This window comes from Streptomyces sp. NPDC001410 (genome assembly GCF_042895235.1).
Lineage (GTDB): Bacteria > Actinomycetota > Actinomycetes > Streptomycetales > Streptomycetaceae > Streptomyces.
Genome location: NZ_JBIAWE010000004.1, coordinates 271,173 through 292,303 on the forward strand (window position 1 = coordinate 271,173; position 21,131 = coordinate 292,303).

General features: G+C 72.7%; 18 protein-coding genes. 7 read left to right on the forward strand and 11 right to left on the reverse strand.

Annotation, left to right across the window (positions count from 1 at the left end; translation table 11 throughout):
• Positions 1-142 precede the first annotated feature (142 nt).
• Entirely contained in the window at positions 143-1,099 is a 957-nt protein-coding gene (locus tag ACFY3C_RS10675; RefSeq protein ID WP_390770498.1) for a serine hydrolase, read from the forward strand.
• Here ACFY3C_RS10675 and mycP read toward each other — a convergent pair.
• On the reverse strand, positions 1,096-2,283 hold the full coding sequence (mycP, locus tag ACFY3C_RS10680; protein WP_390770499.1) for a type VII secretion-associated serine protease mycosin: 1,188 nt from the start codon (positions 2,281-2,283) through the stop codon (positions 1,096-1,098). The two genes, ACFY3C_RS10675 and mycP, sit on opposite strands and share 4 nt — an antisense overlap.
• The gene (locus tag ACFY3C_RS10685; protein ID WP_390770500.1) at positions 2,280-3,161 is read right to left on the reverse strand and encodes a hypothetical protein; all 882 of its coding nucleotides are present in this window, start codon (positions 3,159-3,161) and stop codon (positions 2,280-2,282) included. The genes mycP and ACFY3C_RS10685 overlap by 4 nt, the downstream gene beginning before the upstream one ends.
• Positions 3,162-4,851: 1,690 nt before the next feature.
• Between ACFY3C_RS10685 and ACFY3C_RS10690 the strand changes: the two genes are divergently transcribed.
• Positions 4,852-6,054 (forward strand): amino acid deaminase/aldolase, encoded by a 1,203-nt coding sequence (locus tag ACFY3C_RS10690; RefSeq protein ID WP_390770501.1) that lies wholly within the window; start codon positions 4,852-4,854, stop codon positions 6,052-6,054.
• A 7-nt stretch (positions 6,055-6,061) separates the two neighbouring features.
• On the opposite strand, the gene ACFY3C_RS10695 is transcribed toward ACFY3C_RS10690, so the two are convergent.
• Genes ACFY3C_RS10695 through ACFY3C_RS10710 form a run of 4 tightly spaced genes read right to left on the reverse strand, consistent with a single transcriptional unit; the run spans position 6,062 to position 10,845 of the window.
• Positions 6,062-7,294, reverse strand: coding sequence for a haloacid dehalogenase-like hydrolase (locus tag ACFY3C_RS10695; protein ID WP_390770502.1), 1,233 nt, complete (start codon positions 7,292-7,294; stop codon positions 6,062-6,064).
• Between the two features lie 25 nt (positions 7,295-7,319).
• The gene (locus ACFY3C_RS10700; protein WP_386574738.1) at positions 7,320-8,102 is read right to left on the reverse strand and encodes a 3-oxoacyl-ACP reductase; all 783 of its coding nucleotides are present in this window, start codon (positions 8,100-8,102) and stop codon (positions 7,320-7,322) included.
• On the reverse strand, positions 8,099-9,472 hold the full coding sequence (locus tag ACFY3C_RS10705) for an aldehyde dehydrogenase family protein (RefSeq protein ID WP_390770503.1): 1,374 nt from the start codon (positions 9,470-9,472) through the stop codon (positions 8,099-8,101). Before ACFY3C_RS10705 ends, ACFY3C_RS10700 begins: the two co-directional genes overlap by 4 nt.
• A gap of 8 nt (positions 9,473-9,480) precedes the next feature.
• Positions 9,481-10,845, reverse strand: a complete 1,365-nt coding sequence (locus ACFY3C_RS10710; protein WP_390770504.1) for a glutamine synthetase family protein — start codon at positions 10,843-10,845, stop codon at positions 9,481-9,483.
• Between the two features lie 95 nt (positions 10,846-10,940).
• Between ACFY3C_RS10710 and ACFY3C_RS10715 the strand changes: the two genes are divergently transcribed.
• Entirely contained in the window at positions 10,941-11,693 is a 753-nt protein-coding gene (locus tag ACFY3C_RS10715) for a FadR/GntR family transcriptional regulator (RefSeq protein WP_386574735.1), read from the forward strand.
• 52 nt (positions 11,694-11,745) lie between these two features.
• Entirely contained in the window at positions 11,746-12,432 is a 687-nt protein-coding gene (locus tag ACFY3C_RS10720) for a gamma-glutamyl-gamma-aminobutyrate hydrolase family protein (RefSeq protein ID WP_390770505.1), read from the forward strand.
• Between the two features lie 2 nt (positions 12,433-12,434).
• Here the strand turns inward: ACFY3C_RS10720 and ACFY3C_RS10725 are convergent, their stop codons facing one another.
• Positions 12,435-13,364 carry a LysR family transcriptional regulator gene (locus tag ACFY3C_RS10725; RefSeq protein ID WP_386574733.1) on the reverse strand — a complete coding sequence of 310 codons (930 nt, stop codon included), beginning with the start codon at positions 13,362-13,364 and terminating at the stop codon, positions 12,435-12,437.
• Between the two features lie 70 nt (positions 13,365-13,434).
• Here ACFY3C_RS10725 and ACFY3C_RS10730 point away from each other — a divergent pair, with 70 nt between their 5' ends.
• Positions 13,435-14,583, forward strand: a complete 1,149-nt coding sequence (locus tag ACFY3C_RS10730; RefSeq protein ID WP_390770506.1) for a TDT family transporter — start codon at positions 13,435-13,437, stop codon at positions 14,581-14,583.
• On the opposite strand, the gene ACFY3C_RS10735 is transcribed toward ACFY3C_RS10730, so the two are convergent.
• From ACFY3C_RS10735 to ACFY3C_RS10750, 4 genes are all read right to left on the reverse strand, one after another.
• Complete coding sequence (locus ACFY3C_RS10735; RefSeq protein ID WP_390770507.1) at positions 14,495-15,214, reverse strand: helical backbone metal receptor; 720 nt, start codon at positions 15,212-15,214, stop codon at positions 14,495-14,497. The genes ACFY3C_RS10730 and ACFY3C_RS10735 overlap by 89 nt on opposite strands.
• On the reverse strand, positions 15,214-15,786 hold the full coding sequence (locus tag ACFY3C_RS10740) for a helix-turn-helix domain-containing protein (protein ID WP_386574729.1): 573 nt from the start codon (positions 15,784-15,786) through the stop codon (positions 15,214-15,216). The genes ACFY3C_RS10735 and ACFY3C_RS10740 overlap by 1 nt, the downstream gene beginning before the upstream one ends.
• 389 nt (positions 15,787-16,175) lie before the next feature.
• Complete coding sequence (locus ACFY3C_RS10745) at positions 16,176-17,990, reverse strand: ABC transporter permease/substrate binding protein (RefSeq protein ID WP_390770508.1); 1,815 nt, start codon at positions 17,988-17,990, stop codon at positions 16,176-16,178.
• Positions 17,983-19,059, reverse strand: a complete 1,077-nt coding sequence (locus ACFY3C_RS10750) for a glycine betaine/L-proline ABC transporter ATP-binding protein (protein WP_390770509.1) — start codon at positions 19,057-19,059, stop codon at positions 17,983-17,985. The genes ACFY3C_RS10745 and ACFY3C_RS10750 overlap by 8 nt, the downstream gene beginning before the upstream one ends.
• A gap of 139 nt (positions 19,060-19,198) precedes the next feature.
• Between ACFY3C_RS10750 and ACFY3C_RS10755 the strand changes: the two genes are divergently transcribed.
• Positions 19,199-20,119 carry a 5'-3' exonuclease H3TH domain-containing protein gene (locus tag ACFY3C_RS10755; protein ID WP_390770510.1) on the forward strand — a complete coding sequence of 307 codons (921 nt, stop codon included), beginning with the start codon at positions 19,199-19,201 and terminating at the stop codon, positions 20,117-20,119.
• Between the two features lie 112 nt (positions 20,120-20,231).
• On the forward strand, positions 20,232-21,080 hold the full coding sequence (locus ACFY3C_RS10760) for a siderophore-interacting protein (protein WP_386574725.1): 849 nt from the start codon (positions 20,232-20,234) through the stop codon (positions 21,078-21,080).
• Positions 21,081-21,131: the final 51 nt, after the last annotated feature.

Genomic DNA, 21,131 nt, shown 5'->3' on the forward strand with positions numbered 1-21,131 from the left:
ACCTTATAGGGGGGAAGTTTCTGGGCTTGTGCGGGGCCGGAAACCGGGCCGTCACCGACCTCACAGGAATCTCAGCATTCCCTGACGCAGATCTAACGTCCGTCTAACGGAGCGCACAGTCCTCGCCCCGAGCATCGCGGGCATGGAGTCCCCCAGAGCCAGTCGACGCCGCCGTGCCCGCCGCTCCCGCCACCCGCTGCTCTTCACCGCGCTCGCCGTGGTCGCCGTCAGCGGGGTCACGGCGGGCGGCACGGTCTATGTGAAGGCGCGGGCGCACTCCGGTGCCGGGGCCGTATCGTCGGCGGGGTCGCCGTCGGCCTCCTCCTCGGCCACGGCGGGCGAGGAGGCATCGGTGGAACCCGCGACTTCGCCGTCGGCCGTCGACCGGAAGGCGCTGCTGTCCAAGGCCATGGCCACGGTGAGCGTGCCGTCCGGCGCCGAGGTGTCGACGGCGGTGCTGGAACTGGACTCCGGGGAGAGCGCCGGGTACGGCGAGGCCGCCTTCGACACGGCGAGCATCGTCAAGGTGGACATCCTGGCGACGCTGCTGCTGCAGGCGCAGGAGGCCGGGCGGCATCTGACGGCTGCCGAGAAGGCCTACGCCACGAAGATGATCGAGAACAGTGACAACGCGTCTGCGACGGCCCTGTGGCACACGATCGGGCGGGCGGACGGGCTGGACGCGGCGAACGAGCGGTTCGGACTCTCGGCGACCTCGGGTGGTGACGGTGAGCTGTGGGGGCTGACTCAGACCACGGCGGCCGATCAACTGGTGTTGCTTCAGCAGGTGTTCGGGGAGGAGTCGTTGCTGAGCGCGGCCTCGCGGACGTATGTGCAGGGGCTGATGAAGGGTGTGGAGGCCGATCAGCAGTGGGGGGTTTCGGCTGCGGCCGTGGGGTCTTCGTGGGCGTTGAAGAACGGGTGGCTGGCGCGTAGTACGACCGGGCTGTGGGACGTCAACAGCATCGGGCGGGTGACGGTGGACGGCTCCGAGTACCTGGTGGCCGTGTTGTCCAAGGGGACGGTGAGTCAGGCGAAGGGGATCACGTTGGTGGAGGCCGCCGCGAAGGCGGCGGTGTCTTCGTTCGCCACGTCCTAGGTGGTTGTCCTGCGGTTTCTCCACAGGACCACGGCCGCCACCAGCAGGACTCCGCCGATGCTGCCTGCCAGGGGGCCCGCCCAGTCGGAGGTGGACGTGCTGGACCTGGGAGTGTCCGGGCCGGGGCCGAAGTACTTCTTGTCGTACGACGCCGGGCCCAGGTGCTGTGGCTTGAGCTTGGCCGCTGCCCTGAGGGCTGCCGCGGGGTCGATCATGCCGAAGCCCCGGGAGTCGTCACGGCCGCCCGCCGGGGCGTCGCGGGCCGTGTCCTCGAGGAGCTTCTTGACCTGGGCCGGGGTCAGGGTGGGGTGGGCCGCCTTGATCAGGGCCGCGGCGCCCGAGACGAAGGCGGAGGCGGCCGAGGTGCCCCAGCCTTCGTAGTACTTGTGGTCGGGGTCGGCGATCACGACGTTCACGCCGGGTGCGCTGACCGCGGCGTACCAGCGGCGGGTGGAGAAGGAGGCACGCGTGCCGAACTTGTCCACGGCGGTGGCGGCGATGACGCCCGGGTAGGCGGCCGGGTAGGAGACGTGGTCGCCCTTGTCGCCGCCGTTGCCCGCGGAGGCCACGACGACCACGCCCTTCTTCAGGGCGTACTGCACGGCCTCGTCCTCGCTCGGCTCCGGGTGGGCGGAGTTGGAGTCGTCGCCGAGGGAGAGGTTGATGACGTCGGCGCCGTGGTCGGCGGCCCAGCGGATGCCGTCGGCGAGGGCGTTGCCGCGGGTGGTGCGGGCCTTGGCGCGGGCGGGGTCGCCGTCCTCGAGGATCACCCGCACGGGCAGGATCTTCGCCTCGGGTGCGACGCCCATGACGCCCTCGGTGTTGCCGGGTCCGTGGCCGTGCCCGGCGATGATGCCGGCCATGGCGGTGCCGTGCCGGGCCCAGGTGCGGTCGCCGGCCTCGGCGCCGAAGCCGATCATGTCCTTGGTGGACAGCACGTTGCCCGCCAGGTCCGGGTGGTCGGCATCGACTCCGGTGTCCAGGACGGCGACGGTGACGCCCTGGCCCTTGGTGGTGCGCCAGGCCTCGTCGAGGTGGAGGGCGGACAGGCCCCACTGCTGGGCGCGGATGCTGTCGGCGTGGGCCGCGGCGGACGGCAGCAGGACGAGGGAGCCGGCGAGCAGGAGGCTCACCGCCGACCCGGTCACTCGCATGCGGCGGTGGCCGCGCATCGGTCGCCTCATGAGGGTTTCTCCGTGGCCGAGCTGACGGTCTGGCGCAGTCGCCGTTCGACGCGGTCGGCCAGGCCCTGGGCCTCGTTGCCGAGACCGGCCTGGGCGGGTGCCGAGGTGGCGCCGGAGCGGAGGGCGTCCGCGGCGGGCTGGGGCGAGTCGACGGTACGCCCGTCGGCCCAGCCGGAGACGGAATAGGCGACGACGGGGGCGTCGGTGAGGACGGAGAGGGTCCAGCTGGCGCGCTGCTTGTCGCCGAAGCCGGCCGCGGCGGTGCCCTTGGCTGCGTACGGCCGGGGCATCAGGTCGCTGCGGCGGTCCAGGTGCTCGTCGCGGAAGCGGGCGGCGAGCGAGGACATGGCGGCGGAGTCGCCCTTGGTGAAGAGCAGGCCGACGGTGGTGACGTAGGTCTGGGTGGCGTCGGTGTAGGTGGCGCGCAGGAGCCGCTGGCAGCCGACGGGGGCGAGCGCCTTGTGCAGCAGCGGGTCGAAGGCGTCGGCGCACTTGGTGTCCGGGGCGACGGCGATCCGTGTCCAGGTCCGATCGGCACCGCCGGGTCCGGCACCGGTGCCCTGGAGGGTGGGCGGGAAGAGCCGGTCGACGGGCACGTTGTGCCACAGCGTCGCGGCCGCGGTGAACCCGTTTCCGGCCGGGCTGTCCCCACCGTCCCCGGTGAGCCAACTCCCCGTCACGGCACCGCCGATGAGGCCGAGTCCGAGCACCAGGCAGGCTGCGGCAGCTGCGGTCCGGGGACCTACCCGCACGCCCAGCGGCCGCGCCCGCATCCGCTCGTCGTACCCCTCGGGCTCCCCGAACGACACGACGGGCCGAGCGGCGGCCCCGGCACTCCAGGAGAGCGCCGGGTCCGGCGAGGCCGACGGAGGGCTCACAGGGTGCGCGGGGTCGTTCGGGCTCCAGGCACTGCGGAGGTCGCGCGCCGGGGGCCTGGGGGGTGGCAGCGGTGAGCCCGGGCGGGCACCGGCAGGGGCCTGCGCGGAGGCCGGACGGCCGACGGCCGACGTGGCCGCGGAGGCCGGACGGCCGGGAACGGACTCCCCGGATCGGCCGGCGGCCGGCGTGGCGGCAGAACCTGCACGGCCCGGAGCAGACTCCGCCGCACGACCAGCGGCCGACGTGGCCGCAGAACCCGCACGGCCCGCAGGCTCCGCCGGACGACCAGCGAACGGCACGGATGCAGAACCCGGACGGCCCGGAGCAGACTCCCCCGGACGCCCCGCGGCCGACGTGGCCGCAGAACCCGCACCACCCGAAGCGGACTCCCCCGAACGCCCGGCGGCCGGCGTCGCCGCGGAGCCAGGGCGCTGCGGCTCGGCCGCCGACCGGATCGGCCGCAGCGGTGCCGTCGTCTCCGAGAGGGATTCCGCTGGCGCTGCGGGGCGGCGGGACGGTGTGCCCGTGTACGGCGTCGCCACGGAATCGGCACGGCCGGGAACGGACTCCCCCGGACGCCCGGCGAACGGCACGGACGCAGAACCCGGACGGCCCGGAACGGACTCCCCCAGACGACCCGCGGACGGCGTCGCCGCAGAACCCGGACGGCCTGAAGCAGACTCCCCCGAACGCCCCGCGGACGGCGTCGCCGCAGAACCCGAACGGCCCGGAGCAGGCTCCCCCGAACGACCAGCGAACGGCACGGACGCAGAACCCGCACCACCCGAAACAGGCTCCCCCGAACGCCCCGCAGCCGGCGTCGCCGCGGGGCCAGGGCGCTGTGGCTCGGTCGGCGGGCGGAGCGGGCGGAGTCGGGTCGTCGTCTCCGTCAGGGACTCCGTGGGTGCTTCCGGGCGGGGCGGCATGGTCGTGGCGGCCCGTTCGGCGCGTGCCTTGCGGCCCGTGCTCGGTGCCGTGCCGGGGAGGCGGCCCGCGCTCGGCGGGGTGTCGGGGAAGCGGGCCGAGGCGGGGGGCGGCGGGCTCACCAGGTCGGGGGCCTCGGGTACGGCGGAGGGCTGGAAGGCGGTGAAGCCGGTGGGACCCGCGCCGGAAGCCTGCCCCAGGCGGTCGGGCTGTTCATCACCCGGCGCCCGTGTGGTCGCGTTCCGCGCGGCGCGGGGTGCGAAGACGGAGGGCTCTTCGTCGAGGTTCTCGGAGCCCGGTGCGGAGCCCGGTGCGGCCGGGATCGGCGCCGGTCCTGCGGAAAACGTCCGGTACCCGGCCGGTTCGCGAGCGCCCGTCGGTGCCGACGGTGCCCCTGCCGGCGTGGCCGGTGACGGGGGTTCGGGGGTGGGGCCGGGAGGGGGATTCGTCGGGCGTGGCGGTACGGGGGCGCGGCGCGCTTCCGTGCTCATGCACCCCCCGTTTCCTTGTGCCCGGGCCGTTTCCTCGTACGCGGGCCGTCGTGCTCCTCGGCCGCGCCCGGTGCGGAGACTCCGTCCGGGCACGCATACCCGTACGGCTGGACCGGCATCCCGGTTCAGGTGAAGTGGCCGGGCACGTTCCGCCGTACGTGCGCGTCACTCTACGGGTTGTCCGGGAGAGAAAGAGAACCAGTCCACGAGCCCGGGGGCATCTGCCCGGAACGTCCCCCTACCCTGCGGTAATCCTGTCTGGCAGGCTTCCGTCATGACTGCGCCTGCCGCTGATCGGGCCCGTTACGACCGGGCCACCGCGCATCTCGACGCCCCGCTGGCGATCGTGGACCTGGACGCCTTCGACGCCAACGCGGACGATCTGGTCCGCCGTGCCGCCGGAAAGCCGGTCCGGGTCGCGAGCAAGTCGGTTCGCTGCCGGGCTCTGCTGGAGCGTGTCCTGGCCAGGGACGGATTCCAGGGCATCATGTCGTTCACCCTCGCCGAGTCGCTGTGGCTCGCGCGTTCCGGGTTCGACGACATCCTGCTGGCCTATCCGTCCGCGGACCGGTCCGGTTTCGCGGAGCTGGCCGCCGATCCCAAGCTCGCGGGCGCCGTCACCGTGATGATCGACGACGTCGCCCACCTCGACCTCATCGACGCGGCTCGCGACGGCGGGCGTGAAGTGGTGCGGGTCTGCCTGGAGTTGGACACCTCTCTGAAGCTGCTGGGTGGCCGGGTCCGGGTGGGTGCGCTGCGTTCGCCGCTGCACTCGCCCGCCCAACTCGCCGAGCTGGCCCGGGCCGTGGCCCGACGGCCGGGCTTCAGGCTGGTGGGGATCATGGCGTACGAGGGGCACATCGCCGGGGTCGGGGACTCCGTGACGGGACGGCCGCTGCGGTCACGGGCGATCCGGCTGATGCAGGCCGCCGCGAGGCGTGAACTGGTCGAGCGGCGCGCCGCCGTGGTGCGGGCGGTGCGGGCCGTGGCGCCCGGCCTGGAGTTCGTCAACGGCGGTGGTACGGGCAGTGTGCAGCACACCGCCGCCGAGGACGCGGTCACGGAGATCGCGGCGGGCTCCGGTCTGTACGTGCCGCGGCTCTTCGACAACTACACGTCCTTCAGCGGCCGTCCGGCCGCCCTGTTCGCCCAGCCCGTCGTGCGGCGGCCGGGCGTGGGTGTCGTCACCGTGCTCGGCGGCGGCTATCCGGCCTCCGGCGCGGCCGGTCCCGACCGGCTGCCGGTGCCCTATCTGCCGGAGGGGCTCAGGTACGACCCGCAGGAGGGCCCCGGCGAGGTGCAGACGCCGCTGCTGGGCTCGCCCGCCGACGATCTGCTGATCGGCGACAAGGTGTGGTTCCGGCACGCCAAGGCGGGCGAGCTGTGCGAGCGGTTCGAGGTGCTGCAGCTGATCGAGGGGGACGCGGTGACGGCGACCGTGCCCACCTATCGGGGTGAGGGGCAGACCTTCCTCTGAGTGCCGCTCAGTAGACCGTGTCGGCGCGGTCCGGCACCACCGAGCCGTCGGCGCGCCGGAGCGGTCCGAGCGTGCCGTCGGGGCGGGTGCGGGCGGTGGTCGCGCACGGGTACGGCTCCGGCCGGCGCGGCAGCGGGGCGATGAACATGGGGTTCACCAGCCAGTGGGCGTCGGCGTCGTCGTACGCCCGGCACATCAGCTCCGGCTTGTTGCGGTTGATCACGAGGTGGGCGCCGGTGGCGTCCCCGACGAAGGTGACGTCGGTGTCGGCGTCACCGGCCGCGAGCGCGGGCCTGAGTTTCCAGGGTTGTTGTTCCCAGGCCGCGGCGCCCCGGACGCCGTAGACCTCCTGGTTGATCCAGCAGCGCTTGCCGTCGATGTACGGGATCACCGCGCCCCGGGTCGCCGGGACGCCGCCGCAGCCCTCGTTCCACACGGTGATCCGGCTCCGGTGGTCCAGGACCGGGCGGATGGCGATGGTGTGGGCCGCGTCGACGCCGACCGCCCGGGACCAGACCTCGGTGACGGGTTCCGCGCCCGCGGAGACGACGTACACCTCGAAACCGGCTCGCCGCAGGGTGCGGATCAGGTCGCGCTGCTGGTCGTAGTAGCGGACGTAGGCGGGGACCGTGTGGGTGCCGAGGGTGCGGGTCGCACCGACGGGGGCGGTCAGGGCCTCGTGGCGGGCGGACCTGGCGTAGGAGGCGAGTTCGGCGGGGGTGCGGCCGGCGAAGAGCTGGGGGACCCAGGCGTACTGCGGGACCGTGCGCCGGTGGTTCCAGTCACCGGCGAAGGCGGAGGCGCCGCTCGTCGTGGTGCCGGTCTCGCGGATCTGCACGATCTCGTCCGTGCAGCGGGGCTCGGAAGAGGTGCGCAGAGGTGCGCCCGCGCCGGTGCCGCAGGCGGCCGTGAGGGTGCGGTCGGCGGCGTCGGTCAGCCAGGCGCTGGTGTCCTTCCAGCGGGCGGGGCGCAGGAGCCGGTCGTGGCGCAGGGCCCAGGAGAGGGTGGCGTCGGTGACGTCGTTCTTGGTGACCGTGTTGTCCCAGTCGAACGTGGCCACCGCGCCCCGGTGACCGGAGCAGCTGCCGTGGGCGTCGATGACCTGCTGGAGGCGGGCGCGGTTGGCGCCGTACCAAGTACCGGTCAGCCGAGGGCAGTGGTGAGCGGCTGCCGGCGATGCGGTGGGCGCGGCCGCCAGGACGGCGGCCGCTGCCAGGGTCCACGCGAGGTGCTGTCGCATACGCGCGGACCGTACACCTTTGTCCCTACAGGGGTGTGACGTACGCGCCCGCGATTCCGCCGTCCACCAGGAAGTCGGTGGCGTTGACGAAGGAGGAGTCGTCGCTGGCCAGGAAGGCGACGGCGGCGGCGATCTCCTCGGCCTCGGCGAACCGGCCGACGGGGATGTGGACGAGGCGGCGGGCGGCCCGCTCCGGGTCCTTGGCGAACAGCTCCTGCAGGAGCGGGGTGTTCACCGGGCCCGGGCAGAGGGCGTTGACCCGGATGCCCTCGCGGGCGAACTGCACGCCCAGTTCGCGGGACATGGCGAGCACGCCGCCCTTGGAGGCCGTGTACGAGATCTGGGACGTGGCCGCGCCCATCCTCGCCACGAAGGAGGCCGTGTTGATGATGGAGCCCTTGCCCTGGCGGCGCATGTAGGGGATGGCGGCCTTGCAGCACAGGTAGACGGAGGTGAGGTTGACCTCCTGGACCCGCTTCCAGGCCTCCAGGCCGGTCTCCAGGATGGAGTCGTCGTCGGGCGGGGAGATACCGGCGTTGTTGAAGGCGACGTCGACGCTGCCGTAGGTGTCGTAGGCGGTCTTGAACAGCGCCTCGACCTGCTCGGGGTCGGTGACGTCGACCTTGACGAAGATCCCGCCGACCTCGTCGGCGGCGGCCTTGCCGCGGGCGTCGTCGACGTCGCCGCAGACCACGTGCGCGCCCTCGGAGGCGAGGCGGCGGGCGGCGGCGAGGCCGATGCCGCTGCCGGCTCCGGTGACGACGGCGGTACGGCCGACCAGGCGGCGGCAAACGATGTTGTCGGTCACAGTGCGGGGCCCTCCGTGCTGATGAAGACGTTCTTGGTTTCGGTGAAGGCGGTCAGGGCGTCCGGGCCCAGCTCGCGGCCGAGGCCGGACTGCTTGAAGCCGCCGAACGGGGTCCAGTAGCGGACGCTGGAGTGGGAGTTGACGGACAGGTTGCCCGCGCGGACGGCCTGGGAGACGCGCAGGGCGCGGCCGACGTCCCGGGTCCAGATGGAGCCGGAGAGGCCGTAGGGGGTGTCGTTGGCGAGGCGGATCGCGTCCTGTTCGTCGGTGAAGGGGAGGAGGACGGCGACGGGGCCGAAGATCTCCTCGCGCGCCGCCGCGCTGTCGTGCCGCTCCCCCGTGAGAACGGTCGGCGGGAACCAGAAGCCGGGTCCGTCGGGGGCGCTGCCGCGCAGCGCGGGGGCGCCCTCGGGGACGTACGACCGTACGCGGTCGAGTTGCTGACGGGAGATCAGCGGGCCCATCTGGGTCTTCTCGTCGGCCGGGTCGCCCACCACGACGCCGGCCAGCGCGTCGGCGAGGAAGTCGCGGGCCTCGTCGTACACCGACTCCTGGACGAGGATCCGGGTGCGGGCGCAGCAGTCCTGGCCGGAGTTGTCCAGGAAGGAGAAGGGGTCGAGGGCAGCCTTGAGGTCGGCGTCGGCGAAGACGACGTTGGGGCTCTTGCCGCCGAGTTCGAGGGTCAGGCGCTTCGCCTGGTCCGCGCAGAGCCCCATGATGCGCTTGCCGACCCGGGTGGAGCCGGTGAAAACGATCTTGGAGACGCGTGGGCTCCGGACGAGGGAGTCCCCCGCGATGTCACCACGACCCGGGAGAACCTGGAACAGGTGCTCGGGCAGGCCCGCCTCCAGGGCGAGTTCGGCGAGGCGCAGGGCCGTGAGCGGAGTGGTCTCGGCGGGCTTCAGCAGGACGGCGTTGCCCGCCGCGAGCGCCGGGGCCGTACCCCAGGCGGCGATCGGCATCGGGAAGTTCCAGGGGGCGATGACCCCGACCACGCCGAGCGGTTCGAGCAGCGTGACGTCCAGCCCGCCGGCGACCGGGATCTGCCGTCCGGTGAGCCGCTCCACTCCCCCTGCCGCGTAGTCCAGCAGATCGCGGACGTTGCCGGCCTCCCAGCGTGCGTTGCCGATGGTGTGGCCGGCCTCGCGCACCTCCAGCCGGGCGAGTTCCTCGATGTGGTCGTCGACGACGGCGGCGAAGCGGCGCAGCAGCCGGGCCCGGTCGCCGGGTGCGAGTGCCGCCCAAGTCTGCTGGGCCCGTTCGGCTCGGTACGCGGCCGCGTCGACGTCCTGCTCGACGGCGCCGGGTACGGTCGCGATCACCTCTTCCGTCGCGGGGTTGAGGACATCGAGTTCATACAGTTGCGACAAGTCATGCCTCACAGGCGTTCGAAGGAGCGGCGCAGCTCCCAGTCGGTGACCGCGGCGTCGAAGGCCTCCAGCTCGACGCGTGCCATGTTGCGGTAGTGCGCGACGACCTCGTCGCCGAAGGCGGCCTTGGCGATCGAGCTGTTCTCCCAGAGTTCGGCGGCCTCGCGCAGGGTGGTCGGGACGTGCTCGAAGTCGGCGGTGTAGGCGTTGCCGGGGCAGGGCTCGGGGAGTTCCAGCTTCTGCTCGATGCCGTACAGGCCGGCGGCCACCAGTGCGGCGACGGCGAGGTAGGGGTTGACGTCGCCGCCCGGCAGGCGGTTCTCGAAGCGCAGGGAGCGGCCGTGGCCGACCACGCGCAGGGCGCAGGTGCGGTTGTCGTGGCCCCAGGCGACGGCGGTGGGCGCGAAGGAGCCGGGCTGGAACCGCTTGTAGGAGTTGATGTTGGGGGCGTAGAGCAGGGAGAAGTCGCGCAGGGCGGCGAGCTGTCCGGCGAGGAAGTGCCGCATGACGTCGGACATCCCGCCGTCGCCGTCCCGCGCCATCGCGTTGTCGCCGTCGGCGTCCGCGAGCGAGAGGTGGATGTGGCAGGAGTTGCCCTCGCGCTCGTTGTACTTGGCCATGAAGGTGATCGAGACGCCTTCCTGGGCGGCGATCTCCTTGGCGCCGGTCTTGTACAGGGCGTGCTGGTCGCAGGTGCGCAGGGCCTCGTCGTAGCGGAAGGCGATCTCGTGCTGGCCGGGGTTGCACTCGCCCTTGGCGGACTCGACGGTGAGGCCGGCGGCGGCCATGTCGTTGCGCAGGCGGCGCAGCAGGGGCTCGATGCGGCCGGTGCCGAGGATGGAGTAGTCGATGTTGTACTGGTTGGCCGGGGTCAGGTCGCGGTAGTTCGCGTCCCAGGCCTGTTCGTAGCTGTCCTTGAAGACGATGAACTCCAGCTCGGTGCCGACCTGGGCGGTGTAGCCGAGTTCGGCGAGCCGGTCGAGCTGGCGGCGCAGGATCTGGCGCGGGGCGGCGACGACCGGGGCGCCGTCGTTCCAGGCGAGGTCGGCGACGAGCAGGGCGGTGCCGGGGTGCCAGGGAATGCGGCGCAGGGTGGCGAGGTCGGGGTGCATGGCGAAGTCGCCGTAGCCTCGGTCCCAGGAGGACATCGCATAGCCGTCGACGGTGTTCATCTCGGTGTCGACGGCGAGGAGGTAGTTGCAGCCTTCGGTGCCGTGCTGCAGGACCTCGTCGAGGAAGAATCGGGCGGCGAACCGCTTGCCCTGCAGCCGCCCTTGCATGTCGGGGAAGGCCAGGACGACAGTGTCGATCTCACCACCGGCGACGAGGGCATGCAGCTCCTCGACACTCAGCGGGGGTGTGCGGTCTGCCACGGGAGAGCCTCCTTAGGCTGCTTCGCGTTTTACGGCGGGGCCGGGAGCCATAAGGTATTGCGGAGAACCATTGCTTGGGAAGGGGGTACGGCCGGATGTCGCAGGAGACGGACGCACAGGGCGTGCATGCACAGGGAGTCGACGACCGGCTCGCTCCGGTGCTGCGGCCGGTGCGGGCGGGCAACGGCTTCGAGGAGGCGCTGGAGCAGATCCTCCAGGTCGTACGGCTCGGCCTGGTGGCGGGCGGCGAGCGGCTGCCCGCCGAGCGGGAGCTGGCGGAGCGGCTCGGGATCAGCCGGGTGACCCTGCGCGAGGTGCTGAAGGTGCTGCAGGACCAGGGCCTGGTGGAGGCGCGGCGCGGGCGGTACGGCGGAACGTTCGTGCGGCCGCGCACGGACGCGGGCGGCGAGGACGAGCTGCGGCGGCGGATCGCCGAGGTCGACATCGAGGACGTGCTGCGCTTCCGCGAGGTGCTCGAGGTGGGAGCGGCGGGGCTGTGCGCGGCGCACGGGCTGAGCGACGAGCAGGCCGACCGGTTGCGGGAGGCGCTGGACCGGACCCATGAGGCGCCGCTCGCGGACTACCGGCGGCTGGACACGCTGCTGCACCTGACGCTGGCCGAGCTGTGCGGTTCGCCGTCGCTGACGGCGCAGTACGCGGCGGTGCGGGCGAGGGTCAACGACCTGCTGGACTGCATCCCGCTGCTGGTGCGCAACCTGGAGCACTCGCAGCGGCAGCACATCGCGCTGGTGGAGGCGGTGCTGGACGGGGACGCGGACGGGGCGCGGGAGATGATGCGGGAGCACTGCGCGGGTACGGCGGCGCTGCTGCGGGGCTTCCTGGCGTGAGCCCGCTCTGCAAAGGTATGCACGTGTACCTTTGGATTCCTGGGAGGGCGGCATGACCGTACGACCGCTGATCGGTGTGAGCACGTACCTGGAGGCCGGTGCGCGCTGGGGTGTGTGGGAGCTGGACGCCGCGCTGCTGCCGGCCGGATATCCGCGGCTGGTGCAGCGGGCCGGGGGGCTCGCCGCCATGCTCCCGCCGGACGCGCCCGAGCGGGCCGCCGAGGCGATGGAGCGGCTGGACGGGCTGGTGATCGCGGGCGGGCCGGACGTCGATCCGTCGCGGTACGGGGCCGAGCGGTCGCCGCGTACCGGGCTGCCCGCGCCGGAGCGGGACGCGTGGGAACTCGCGCTGATCGAGGCGGCGCTGGCGGCGCGGGTGCCGGTGCTGGGGATCTGCCGGGGGATGCAGCTGCTGAACGTGGCGCTCGGCGGGACGCTGGTGCAGCACCTGGACGGGCACGCGGAGGTGGTCGGGGTGTTCGGGGGGCATGCCGTGAAGCCGGTGCCGGGCACGCTGTACGCGCAGATCGCGCCCGAGGAGACGACCGTGCCGACGTATCACCATCAGGCGGTGGAGCGGCTCGGTACGGGACTGGTGCCCTCGGCCCACGCGGCGGACGGGACCGTGGAGGCGATCGAACTGCCGTCGGGCGAGGGATGGGTGCTCGGGGTGCAGTGGCATCCGGAGATGGGCGAGGATCTGCGGGTGATGCGGGCTCTGGTGCTGGCCTCGTCCTGAGGTCACCCCCTCGTCAGCGACAGCAGCTCCCGCGCCGGACCCGTGGGCCGGTGCCCCGTCGGCCACACCGCGCGCAGATCCCGGCGCAACGACACCTCCTCGACCGGGATGATCACCAGCCGTCGCATCGCCAGCTCCTCCCCCACGGCCAGTTCGCTGAGCACCGAGGGGCCCGCGCCGCTGACCGCCGAGGCCTTCACGGCCGTGGTGGAGGAGAGTTCCATCAGGGGGCGGGCCAGGCCGCCGAGTGCACTGTCCAGGACCTGGCGGGTGCCGGAGCCGCGTTCGCGCAGGATCAGGGGCGTGGCGGCCAGCTCCTCGGGGGTGAGGGGGCGCCGGCGCCGGGCCCAGGGGTGGCCGGGGGCCGTGACGACGATCAGGCGGTCATGGGCGATCACCGTGGAGTCCAGGCCCGCCGGGACCGTGAGGCCCTCCACGAAGCCCAGGTCCGCCTCGTCGGCCAGCAGGAGTTCCGCGACCTTCGCCGAGTTGCCCGCGAGCAGCGAGACCGCGGTGTCGGGGCGCTCGGCGTGCAGGGCGAGGAGCCAGCCCGGGAGCAGGTACTCGGCGATGGTCATGCTCGCCGCGACCCGCAGCCGCGAGTCCCGCCGGTCCCGCAGCGCCCGCGCACCCGCGTCGAAGGCGGCCGCCGCCTCCACCACCCGGCGGGCCCAGTCCGTCACCAGGGCGCCCGCGTCCGTGAGCCGGGAGCCGCGCGGGGAGCGGTCGACCAGGGCGACGCCCAGTTGCCGCTCCATGGAGCGGATGCGGCTGCTGGCGGCCGGCTGGGTGATGCCGACCTCCCGCGCCGCAGCCCCGAGACTGCCCAGACGGGCCACGGCCAGCAGCAGTTCCAGCGCGCCGAGGTCCGGCACCCGGTGCGCCAGTGAGCCGGCGGGCCGGCCGTCGTCCGTCGCATACTCCTCGCTCATAAGGCCAGTTTATGCCCTCATAGACAGGAACTCCCTGGTCAGCGGCGCCCGGGGGCGGAACGGTGAGGTCATGGTCATCGCAGCCCATTCCCTGCCCGCCGCCCGCGTCCGGCACCTCGGTCCCAACTGGTACGCCTCCGTCATGGGGACCTCCGTCGTCGGCACGGCCGGTGCCGCACTACCCCTGCGCCTTCCTGGGCTGCGCGAGGTGTGCACGGCCGTCTGGGCGCTGGCCCTCCTCATGCTGCTGACCCTGCTGACCGCCCGCGCCCGGCACTGGGCCCACCACCGCGACCAGGCCCGCGCCCACCTCCTCGACCCGGCCATGGCCCCCTTCTACGGCTGCCTGTCCATGGCCCTGCTGGCGGTGGGCGGCGGTGCCCTGACGGTCGGCCGGGACTGGATCGGCACCGGTGCGGCCGTCGCGCTCGACACGGTCCTGTTCAGTGCCGGTACGGCGGTCGGGCTCGCGGCCGCCGTGACCGTGCCGTACCTGCTCGCCGTGCGCCACCGCGTCCAGGCCGCCCAGGCCACCCCGGTCTGGCTGCTGCCGCTCGTCGCGCCGATGGTCTCCGCCGCGCTCGGCCCGCTGCTGGTGCCGCATCTGCCGCCCGGGCAGCCCCGGGAGACGCTGCTGCTGGCGTGCCTCGCGATGTTCGGGCTGAGCCTGCTCGCGACGCTGCTGATGCTGCCCCTGGTCTTCGCCCGGCTGATCACCTCGGGCCCGCTGCCGCTCGCCCTCACCCCGACCCTGTTCCTGGTCCTCGGTCCGCTCGGGCAGTCCACCACCGCCGTAGGCCTGATCGCGGACGCGGCTCCCCGGGTCGTACCGGCCCCGTACGACCGCGGTTTCGCCGTGTTCGTGCTGCTCTACGGTGTGCCGGTCATGGGGTTCGCGCTGCTGTGGCTGGCGTTCGCGGCCGCGCACGTGGTGCGGGCCCGGCGGCAGGGCATGGGCTTCGCCATGACCTGGTGGGCGTTCACCTTCCCCGTGGGCACCTGTGTCACCGGCGCCGCCGCCCTGGCCCGGCACACCGGGCTCGCCGTGTACGAGGCCCTCGCGGTCGGCTTGTACTTGCTGTTGGTCGCCGCCTGGCTCGCGGCCGCGTCCGGGACGGTGCGGGGGCTGCTCAGCGGTGAGCTGCTCGCAGGGCCTCGGCCAGCACCCGTGGCGCCTCTGCCAGCGACGGTCCGTACCAGGTCAGGTGCCGTCCGCTGACCAGGGCGCAGGGCAGGCCCGGGAAGGCCTCGGGGCCGTCGTCGGCGGTGAAGCGGTAGGGCTCGTCCGGCAGCACCACGACATCCGGGGCCGCCGCCCGCAGTTCGTCCAGGGGCACGCGGGGATAGCGGTCGGGGTGCGTGGCGTACAGGTGGTGCACGCCGAGACGGGCCAGCACGTCACCCGCGAAGGTGTCCCGGCCCAGGACCATCCAGGGGCGGCGCCAGACCGGCACCACCGCCGTCGTACGGCTCCCGGGATCGGGAAGGCCGGTCCAGGCGGCCTCCGCCTCGTCCAGCCAGGGCGGCCTGGCCGGTGCGCCGCACGCGGTCAGCACCCGCTCCAGCTCCCGGAAGGCCTGCGGCACGGTCCGCACCTCGGTGACGAGCACCTTGAGGCCGGCCGCGCGCAGGGCGTCCAGGTCGGGGGCGCGGTTCTCCTCCTCGTTGGCGATCACCAGGTCGGGGGCGAGGCCGAGGATCCGCTCCGTGTCCGGGTTCTTCGTGCCGCCGATCCGGCTGACGTCGAGGTCCGCGGGACGGCTGCACCAGTCGGTGGCCCCGACGAGGACTCCGGGCAGCGTCTCGGCGACGGCCTCGGTGAGCGACGGGACCAGGGAGACGACGCGCACTAACGGGGCCGGTCCTGCACGGCCTCGATGTGTTCGGCGACCGCGACCACGATGACCCGCGTGTCGGGGACGGTCGCCCGCCAGCGATGCCGGACTCCGCCGGTGAGGTAAAGGGTGTCGCCGCGGCCGAGGCGATACGCGCGGCCCTCGGCCTCGATCTCGACGGCGCCGTCGGCGACGTACATCAGCTCGTCGTTGCGGTGCTGGAACTCGCGGCCGGCATCGTGGTCGCCGGTGAACTCGGAGGCGTGCAGCTGGTGGTGGCCGCGCACCAGGGAGCGGGTGCGCGCGTCGAAGTCGCCCTCGTCGACCGGCTCGGCGCGGACGACGTCCACGCTGCAGGCCGGGTCGGCGGCGGCGAGGAGTTCCACGGCCGTGGTGCGCAGGGCGTCGGCCAGCTTCTCCAGGGAGGTGCGGCTCGGGCGGGCCCGGTCGTTCTCGACCTGGCTGAGGAAGGGCACCGAGAGGCCACTGCGCTCGGCCACGACGGCGAGGGTGAGTTCCAGCGCACGACGACGCCGCCGGACGGCCGCGCCCACCCGCACGGGCTGTTGCTCTTTGTGGTCGCCCATCGCTCCGGCTCCCTCCTTCACTCGTCGTGCCGCCGACAGGGTGTCCACCGCCGGACACACCCCTGATGAGTTGTCTGCACCCTACGCATGTTCGGCAAACCGTTTCATGCGGGTGTCACATCCCTGACACGCCGGTGGGCCCGCACCCCCATGGTTCACGCCAGTGCGGCCGCTCGCCGTGCGGGACGGGTCTCTCCTGCTTCAAGGCCGAAGCGGGCCTCCGTGTTCCCGCCGCGGCGGGGCCCATAGCGCTCCGTGGTTGGCCGGATCCTTCCCGTAGGGGAATCTCGCGGAAGCCGGTCGCCCGGATACGCCACGAGGGGTGGGCGGCGCCCGCCCGCAGGCGTACGGCGCCGCCCACCCCTCGGGTGGCGGTCCGGGAGGTCAGGTCACCCGGCTGCCCCGCTCCCGGCACCCTTGCGGGCCACCGGCGCCCACCGGTCGACCAGGTCCGGGTGCTGCCCCAGCCAGCTGCGCACGGCGTCCTGTTCCCCGCCCTTGCCGGACTTCTGGATCTGCGCCTCCAGGCCGGTCAGCTGCTCCTCGGTCATCGAGAAGTTCTTCAGCCAGGTGCCGACCTCGGGGTTGTCGGCGGCGAAGCCCTTGCGGGCCAGGGTGTGCACGCCGTCGCCCGCGCCCCAGGCGCCCTTCGGATCCTTCAGCTTCTTCAGGTCGTAGTCGCTGTACGCCCAGTGCGGGGACCACAGGGTGACGACGACCGGCTGCTTCTTGGCGTAGGCGCGCTTCAGCTCGGCGAGCATCGCGGGCGTGGAGCCGTCGACGACGTCGTACGTGCCCTGAAGGCCGTACTCCTTGAGGACCTTGGTCTTGAGCAGGCCCATCATGCCCGCGCTGGGCTCGATGCCGACGATCTTCCCGCCGAACTCGGAGGCGTGGTCCTTCAGGTCCGCCAGGGAGTTCACGTCCTTGACATAGGACGGGACGGTCAGCTCCAGGGAGGTGGGTCCGTACCACTTGCCGAGGTCGTCCAGCTTGTCGCCGTACTTCTTCCAGTACTCGGCGTGCGTGGTGGGCAGCCAGGAGTCGGTCTGGAAGTCGACCTGGCCGGTGGCGAGGCCGGTGTAGAGGGGGCCGGCGGCGTACTGGGTGGTCGTCACCTTGAAGCCGCGCTCCTCCAGCAGCTCCTTCCAGAGGTAGGTGGAGGCGATGCCCTCGTCCCACGGGATGTAGCCGATCCTGATCTCCTTGCCCTTGCCGACGTTGGTGGCGGAGGCCTCGGAGGTGCCGGAGGAGGAGCCGAAGATCCCCATGCCCGCGGCGACGAGCGCGAGGACGACCACGCCGACGACGGCGACCTGCGGGCGCGGGCTGTACGACCACATGGTCGTCCGGTCCTTCGCGGCGGACCTGCGGCCCTGCGGGGAGAGCTGGGTGCCGAGGGCGCTGGTCACGCGGTCCAGGTAGATGGCGAGGACGACGATGCCGACGCCCGCCTCGAAGCCGAAGCCGATGTCGAGCTGCCCGATGGCCTCGTTGACCGCGCCGCCCAGGCCGCCCGTGCCGACCATGCCGGCGATGACGACCATGGACAGGCCCAGCATGATCACCTGGTTGACGCCGGCCATGATGGTCGGCAGGGCGAGCGGCAGCTGGACGCGCAGCAGGGTGTCGCGCGGCGGTGTGCCGAACGCCTCGGCGGCCTCGACCAGTTCGGGGTCGACCTGGCGGATGCCCAGCTCGGTCATGCGGACACCGGGGGCGAGCGCGAAGATCAGGGTGGCGATGACACCGGCGGCGGTGCCGAGGCCGAAGAAGAGGATCGCGGGGATCAGCAGGACCATCGACGGCATGGTCTGGAGCAGGTCCAGGACGGGCCGTACGGCCGCGCTGACCGTGCGGGAGCGGGCGGCCCAGATGCCCAGCGGGAGCGAGATCACCAGGGCGATGACGGTGGCGACCAGGACCAGCGCCAGGGTGGACATGGCCCGGTCCCACAGGTCGAGCGAGTCGACGAGGGCGAACCCGGCGAAGGCGAGGACGCCCGCGACCAGTCCGCGCAGCCACCAGGCGACGACCGCGAGCATGCCCGCCAGAAGCAGGGGTGCAGGCGCGGTGAGGACCGCGTCGATGCCGTCGTACATGCCCTCCACGACCGCGCGGATCGCGTCGAACAGCCAGGAGAGGTGGGCGACCAGCCAGTCGACGCCCGAGTCGACCCAGTCGCCGAGGTGCAGCCTAGGCACGGGCGATCACCTTCTTCCCGTTGTTGTCGCATCCCGTGGGCTCGGCCGGTTCGTCGCCGAGGAGGCCGACGAGGCGCTGCCGGGACACGACGCCGACGAGCGCGCGGTCCGCGTCGAGGACGGCGACCGGGTGGGTCAGGCGGGCGCTGATCGCGCACAGCTCGGCGAACGGCGTGCCCGGGGCGGCCGTCTCGCAGCCGCAGTCGGCCTCGTCGCCGCGGACGTCGGTGTCCATGACGGCGGCGGCGGTCAGCACGCGGGAGCGGTCGACGTCCTGGATGAAGGAGGCGACGTAGTCGTTCGCGGGGCGCAGCAGGATGTCCTCGGCGGTGCCGGTCTGCACGATGCGGCCGTCGCGCATGACGGCGATGCGGTCGCCCAGGCGCATGGCCTCGTTGAGGTCGTGGGTGATGAAGACGATGGTCTTCTTCAGGGTCTTCTGCAGCTCCAGGAGCTGGTCCTGCATGTCGCGGCGGATCAGCGGGTCCAGGGCGCTGAAGGACTCGTCCATGAGGAGCAGGTCGGCGTCGGTGGCGAGGGCGCGGGCGAGGCCCACCCGCTGCTGCATGCCGCCGGACAGCTCGTCGGGCCAGGAGTCCTCCCAGCCGGCCAGGCCGCACAGGGCGAGCGCCTCGTCGGCGCGGCGCTCGCGCTCGGCGCGGGGCACGCCCTGCACGCTCAGGCCGTAGGCGGCGTTGTCGCGGACGCTGCGGTGCGGGAAGAGCGCGAAGTGCTGGAAGACCATGCTGATCTTCTTCGAGCGCAGCTCGCGCAGGGCGCGGTCGCCGAGCGCGGTCAGGGCCTGGCCGTCGAAGCGGACCTGGCCGGCGGTCGGCTCCAGCAGGCCGTTGAGCATGCGCAGCAGGGTGGACTTGCCGGAGCCGGACAGGCCCATGACGACGAAGATCTCGCCGGCCTCGACCTCGAAGGAGGCGTCGATGACGGCGGCCGTGCTGCCGTCGGCGCGCAGCTCCTCCCGGTCGGCGCCCTGGCGCAGCCGTTCCACTGCCTGGTCCGGTCGTCTGCCGAACACCTTGAACAGGTGTTCCGCCTCAAGCCTGGATGACACGCTTACCTCTCGTCTCGGTGGACACAACAAAGGCCGCGCCTCCCCAGGACCGCTTTGGTCAAACTTTTAAGTGGCCCAGCTCACAGGGGTGGATCCGTGGCGGCAGGAGACCGTCAGTGCCGTACGGCATGATGCGACCGTGACCGGACGACTCATGCTTCTCGACACCGCCTCGCTGTACTTCCGCGCCTACTTCGGCGTGCCGGACTCCGTGCGGGCGCCGGACGGCACGCCGGTGAACGCCGTGCGGGGACTGCTGGACTTCATCGACCGGCTGGTCCAGGACCATCGGCCGGCGAAGCTGGTGGCCTGCATGGACGCCGACTGGCGGCCGCAGTGGCGGGTGGACCTGATCCCCACCTACAAGGCGCACCGGGTTGCCGAGGAGCACGAGGGCGCGCCGGACACGGAGGAGGTGCCGGACACGCTCACCCCGCAGGTGCCGGTCATCGAGGCCGTGCTGGACGCGGTCGGCATCGCCCGGGTCGGGGTCGCGGACTACGAGGCCGACGACGTGATCGGCACGTTCACCGCGCGCGCCGACGGACCGGTGGACATCGTCACCGGCGACCGCGACCTGTACCAGCTCGTCGACGACGCGCGCGGCATCCGCGTGCTGTACCCGCTGAAGGGCGTCGGCACGCTGCAGCTGACCGACGAGGCCGTGCTGCGCGAGAAGTACGGGGTCGACGGGCGGGGGTACGCGGATCTGGCGCTGCTGCGCGGCGACCCGAGCGACGGCCTGCCGGGCGTCTCGGGGATCGGTGAGAAGACGGCCGCCAAGCTGCTCGCCGAGTTCGGCGACCTGGCCGGGATCATGGCGGCGGTCGACGACCCGCAGGCGAAGCTCACTCCGTCGCAGCGCAAGCGGCTGACCGAGGCCCGGCCGTATGTCGCGGTCGCGCCGAAGGTGGTGCGGGTGGCCGACGACGTCCCGTTGCCGGACGTCGACACCACGCTGCCGCGCACCCCGCGGGACCCGGCCGGACTGGAGGCGCTGGCGGCGCGCTGGGGGCTCGGCGGCTCCCTGCAGCGGCTGCTGACGACGCTGGGAGAGTGATCCCGACTGGAATATTCCGGCAAAACGCGTTCACCGAGGCCTCGTGGAAGCCGTGTTCACCAGAGAGAGATGCTAACTTAGGTAAACCTAACCAATGCAGCAGGAGGCCGTGATGGCAGAGCGTCCGGGACGAAAGGCGCGGGGGCCCCACACCGCTCAGGTGGTGCGCACCGAGCGGCTGACCCCGCACATGCAGCGTGTGGTGCTCGGCGGCGAGGGCCTCGTCGATTTCGCCGCGGACACCTGCACCGACCACTATGTGAAGCTGCTGTTCGGCCCTCCTGGCGTGACCTACCCGGAACCCTTCGACCTGGAGCGGATCCGCGCGGAGTTCCCCCGTGAGCAGTGGCCGGTGACGCGGACGTACACCGTGCGCGCCTGGGACCCCGAGCACCGCGAGCTGACCCTGGACTTCGTGATCCACGGCGACGAGGGTCTGGCCGGGCCGTGGGCCACCCGGGTGCAGCCGGGTGAGAGCGTGCGCTTCATGGGCCCCGGGGGTGCCTACGCGCCCGACCCCAGCGCCGACTGGCATCTGCTCGCCGGTGACGAGAGCGCGCTGCCCGCGATCGCCCGCGCCCTGGAGACGCTGCCCTCCGGCGCCCGGACGCACGCCTTCGTGGAGGTGCCCGGCCCCGCGGAGGAGCAGAAGATCGACTCCGAGGTGGCGGTCGTCTGGGTGCACCGCGGGGACCGGCCGGTGGGCGAGGCCCTGGTGGAGGCCGTGCACGCGCTGGAGTTCCCCGAGGGCCGGATGCACGCGTTCGTGCACGGCGAGGCGAGCTTCGTGAAGGAGCTGCGCCGGCTGCTCCGGGTCGAGCTGCAGATCCCGCGCGAGGACCTGTCGATCTCCGGCTACTGGCGCCTCGGCCACAACGAGGACGGCTGGCAGGCCTCCAAGCGGGACTGGAACGCCCGCATCGAGGCCGAGCAGGAGAGCGGCGGCGCGGCCGCGGCCTGAACACGTCGAGAGCGGCGGCACCCTGACGGGGTGCCGCCGCTCTCGTCCGCC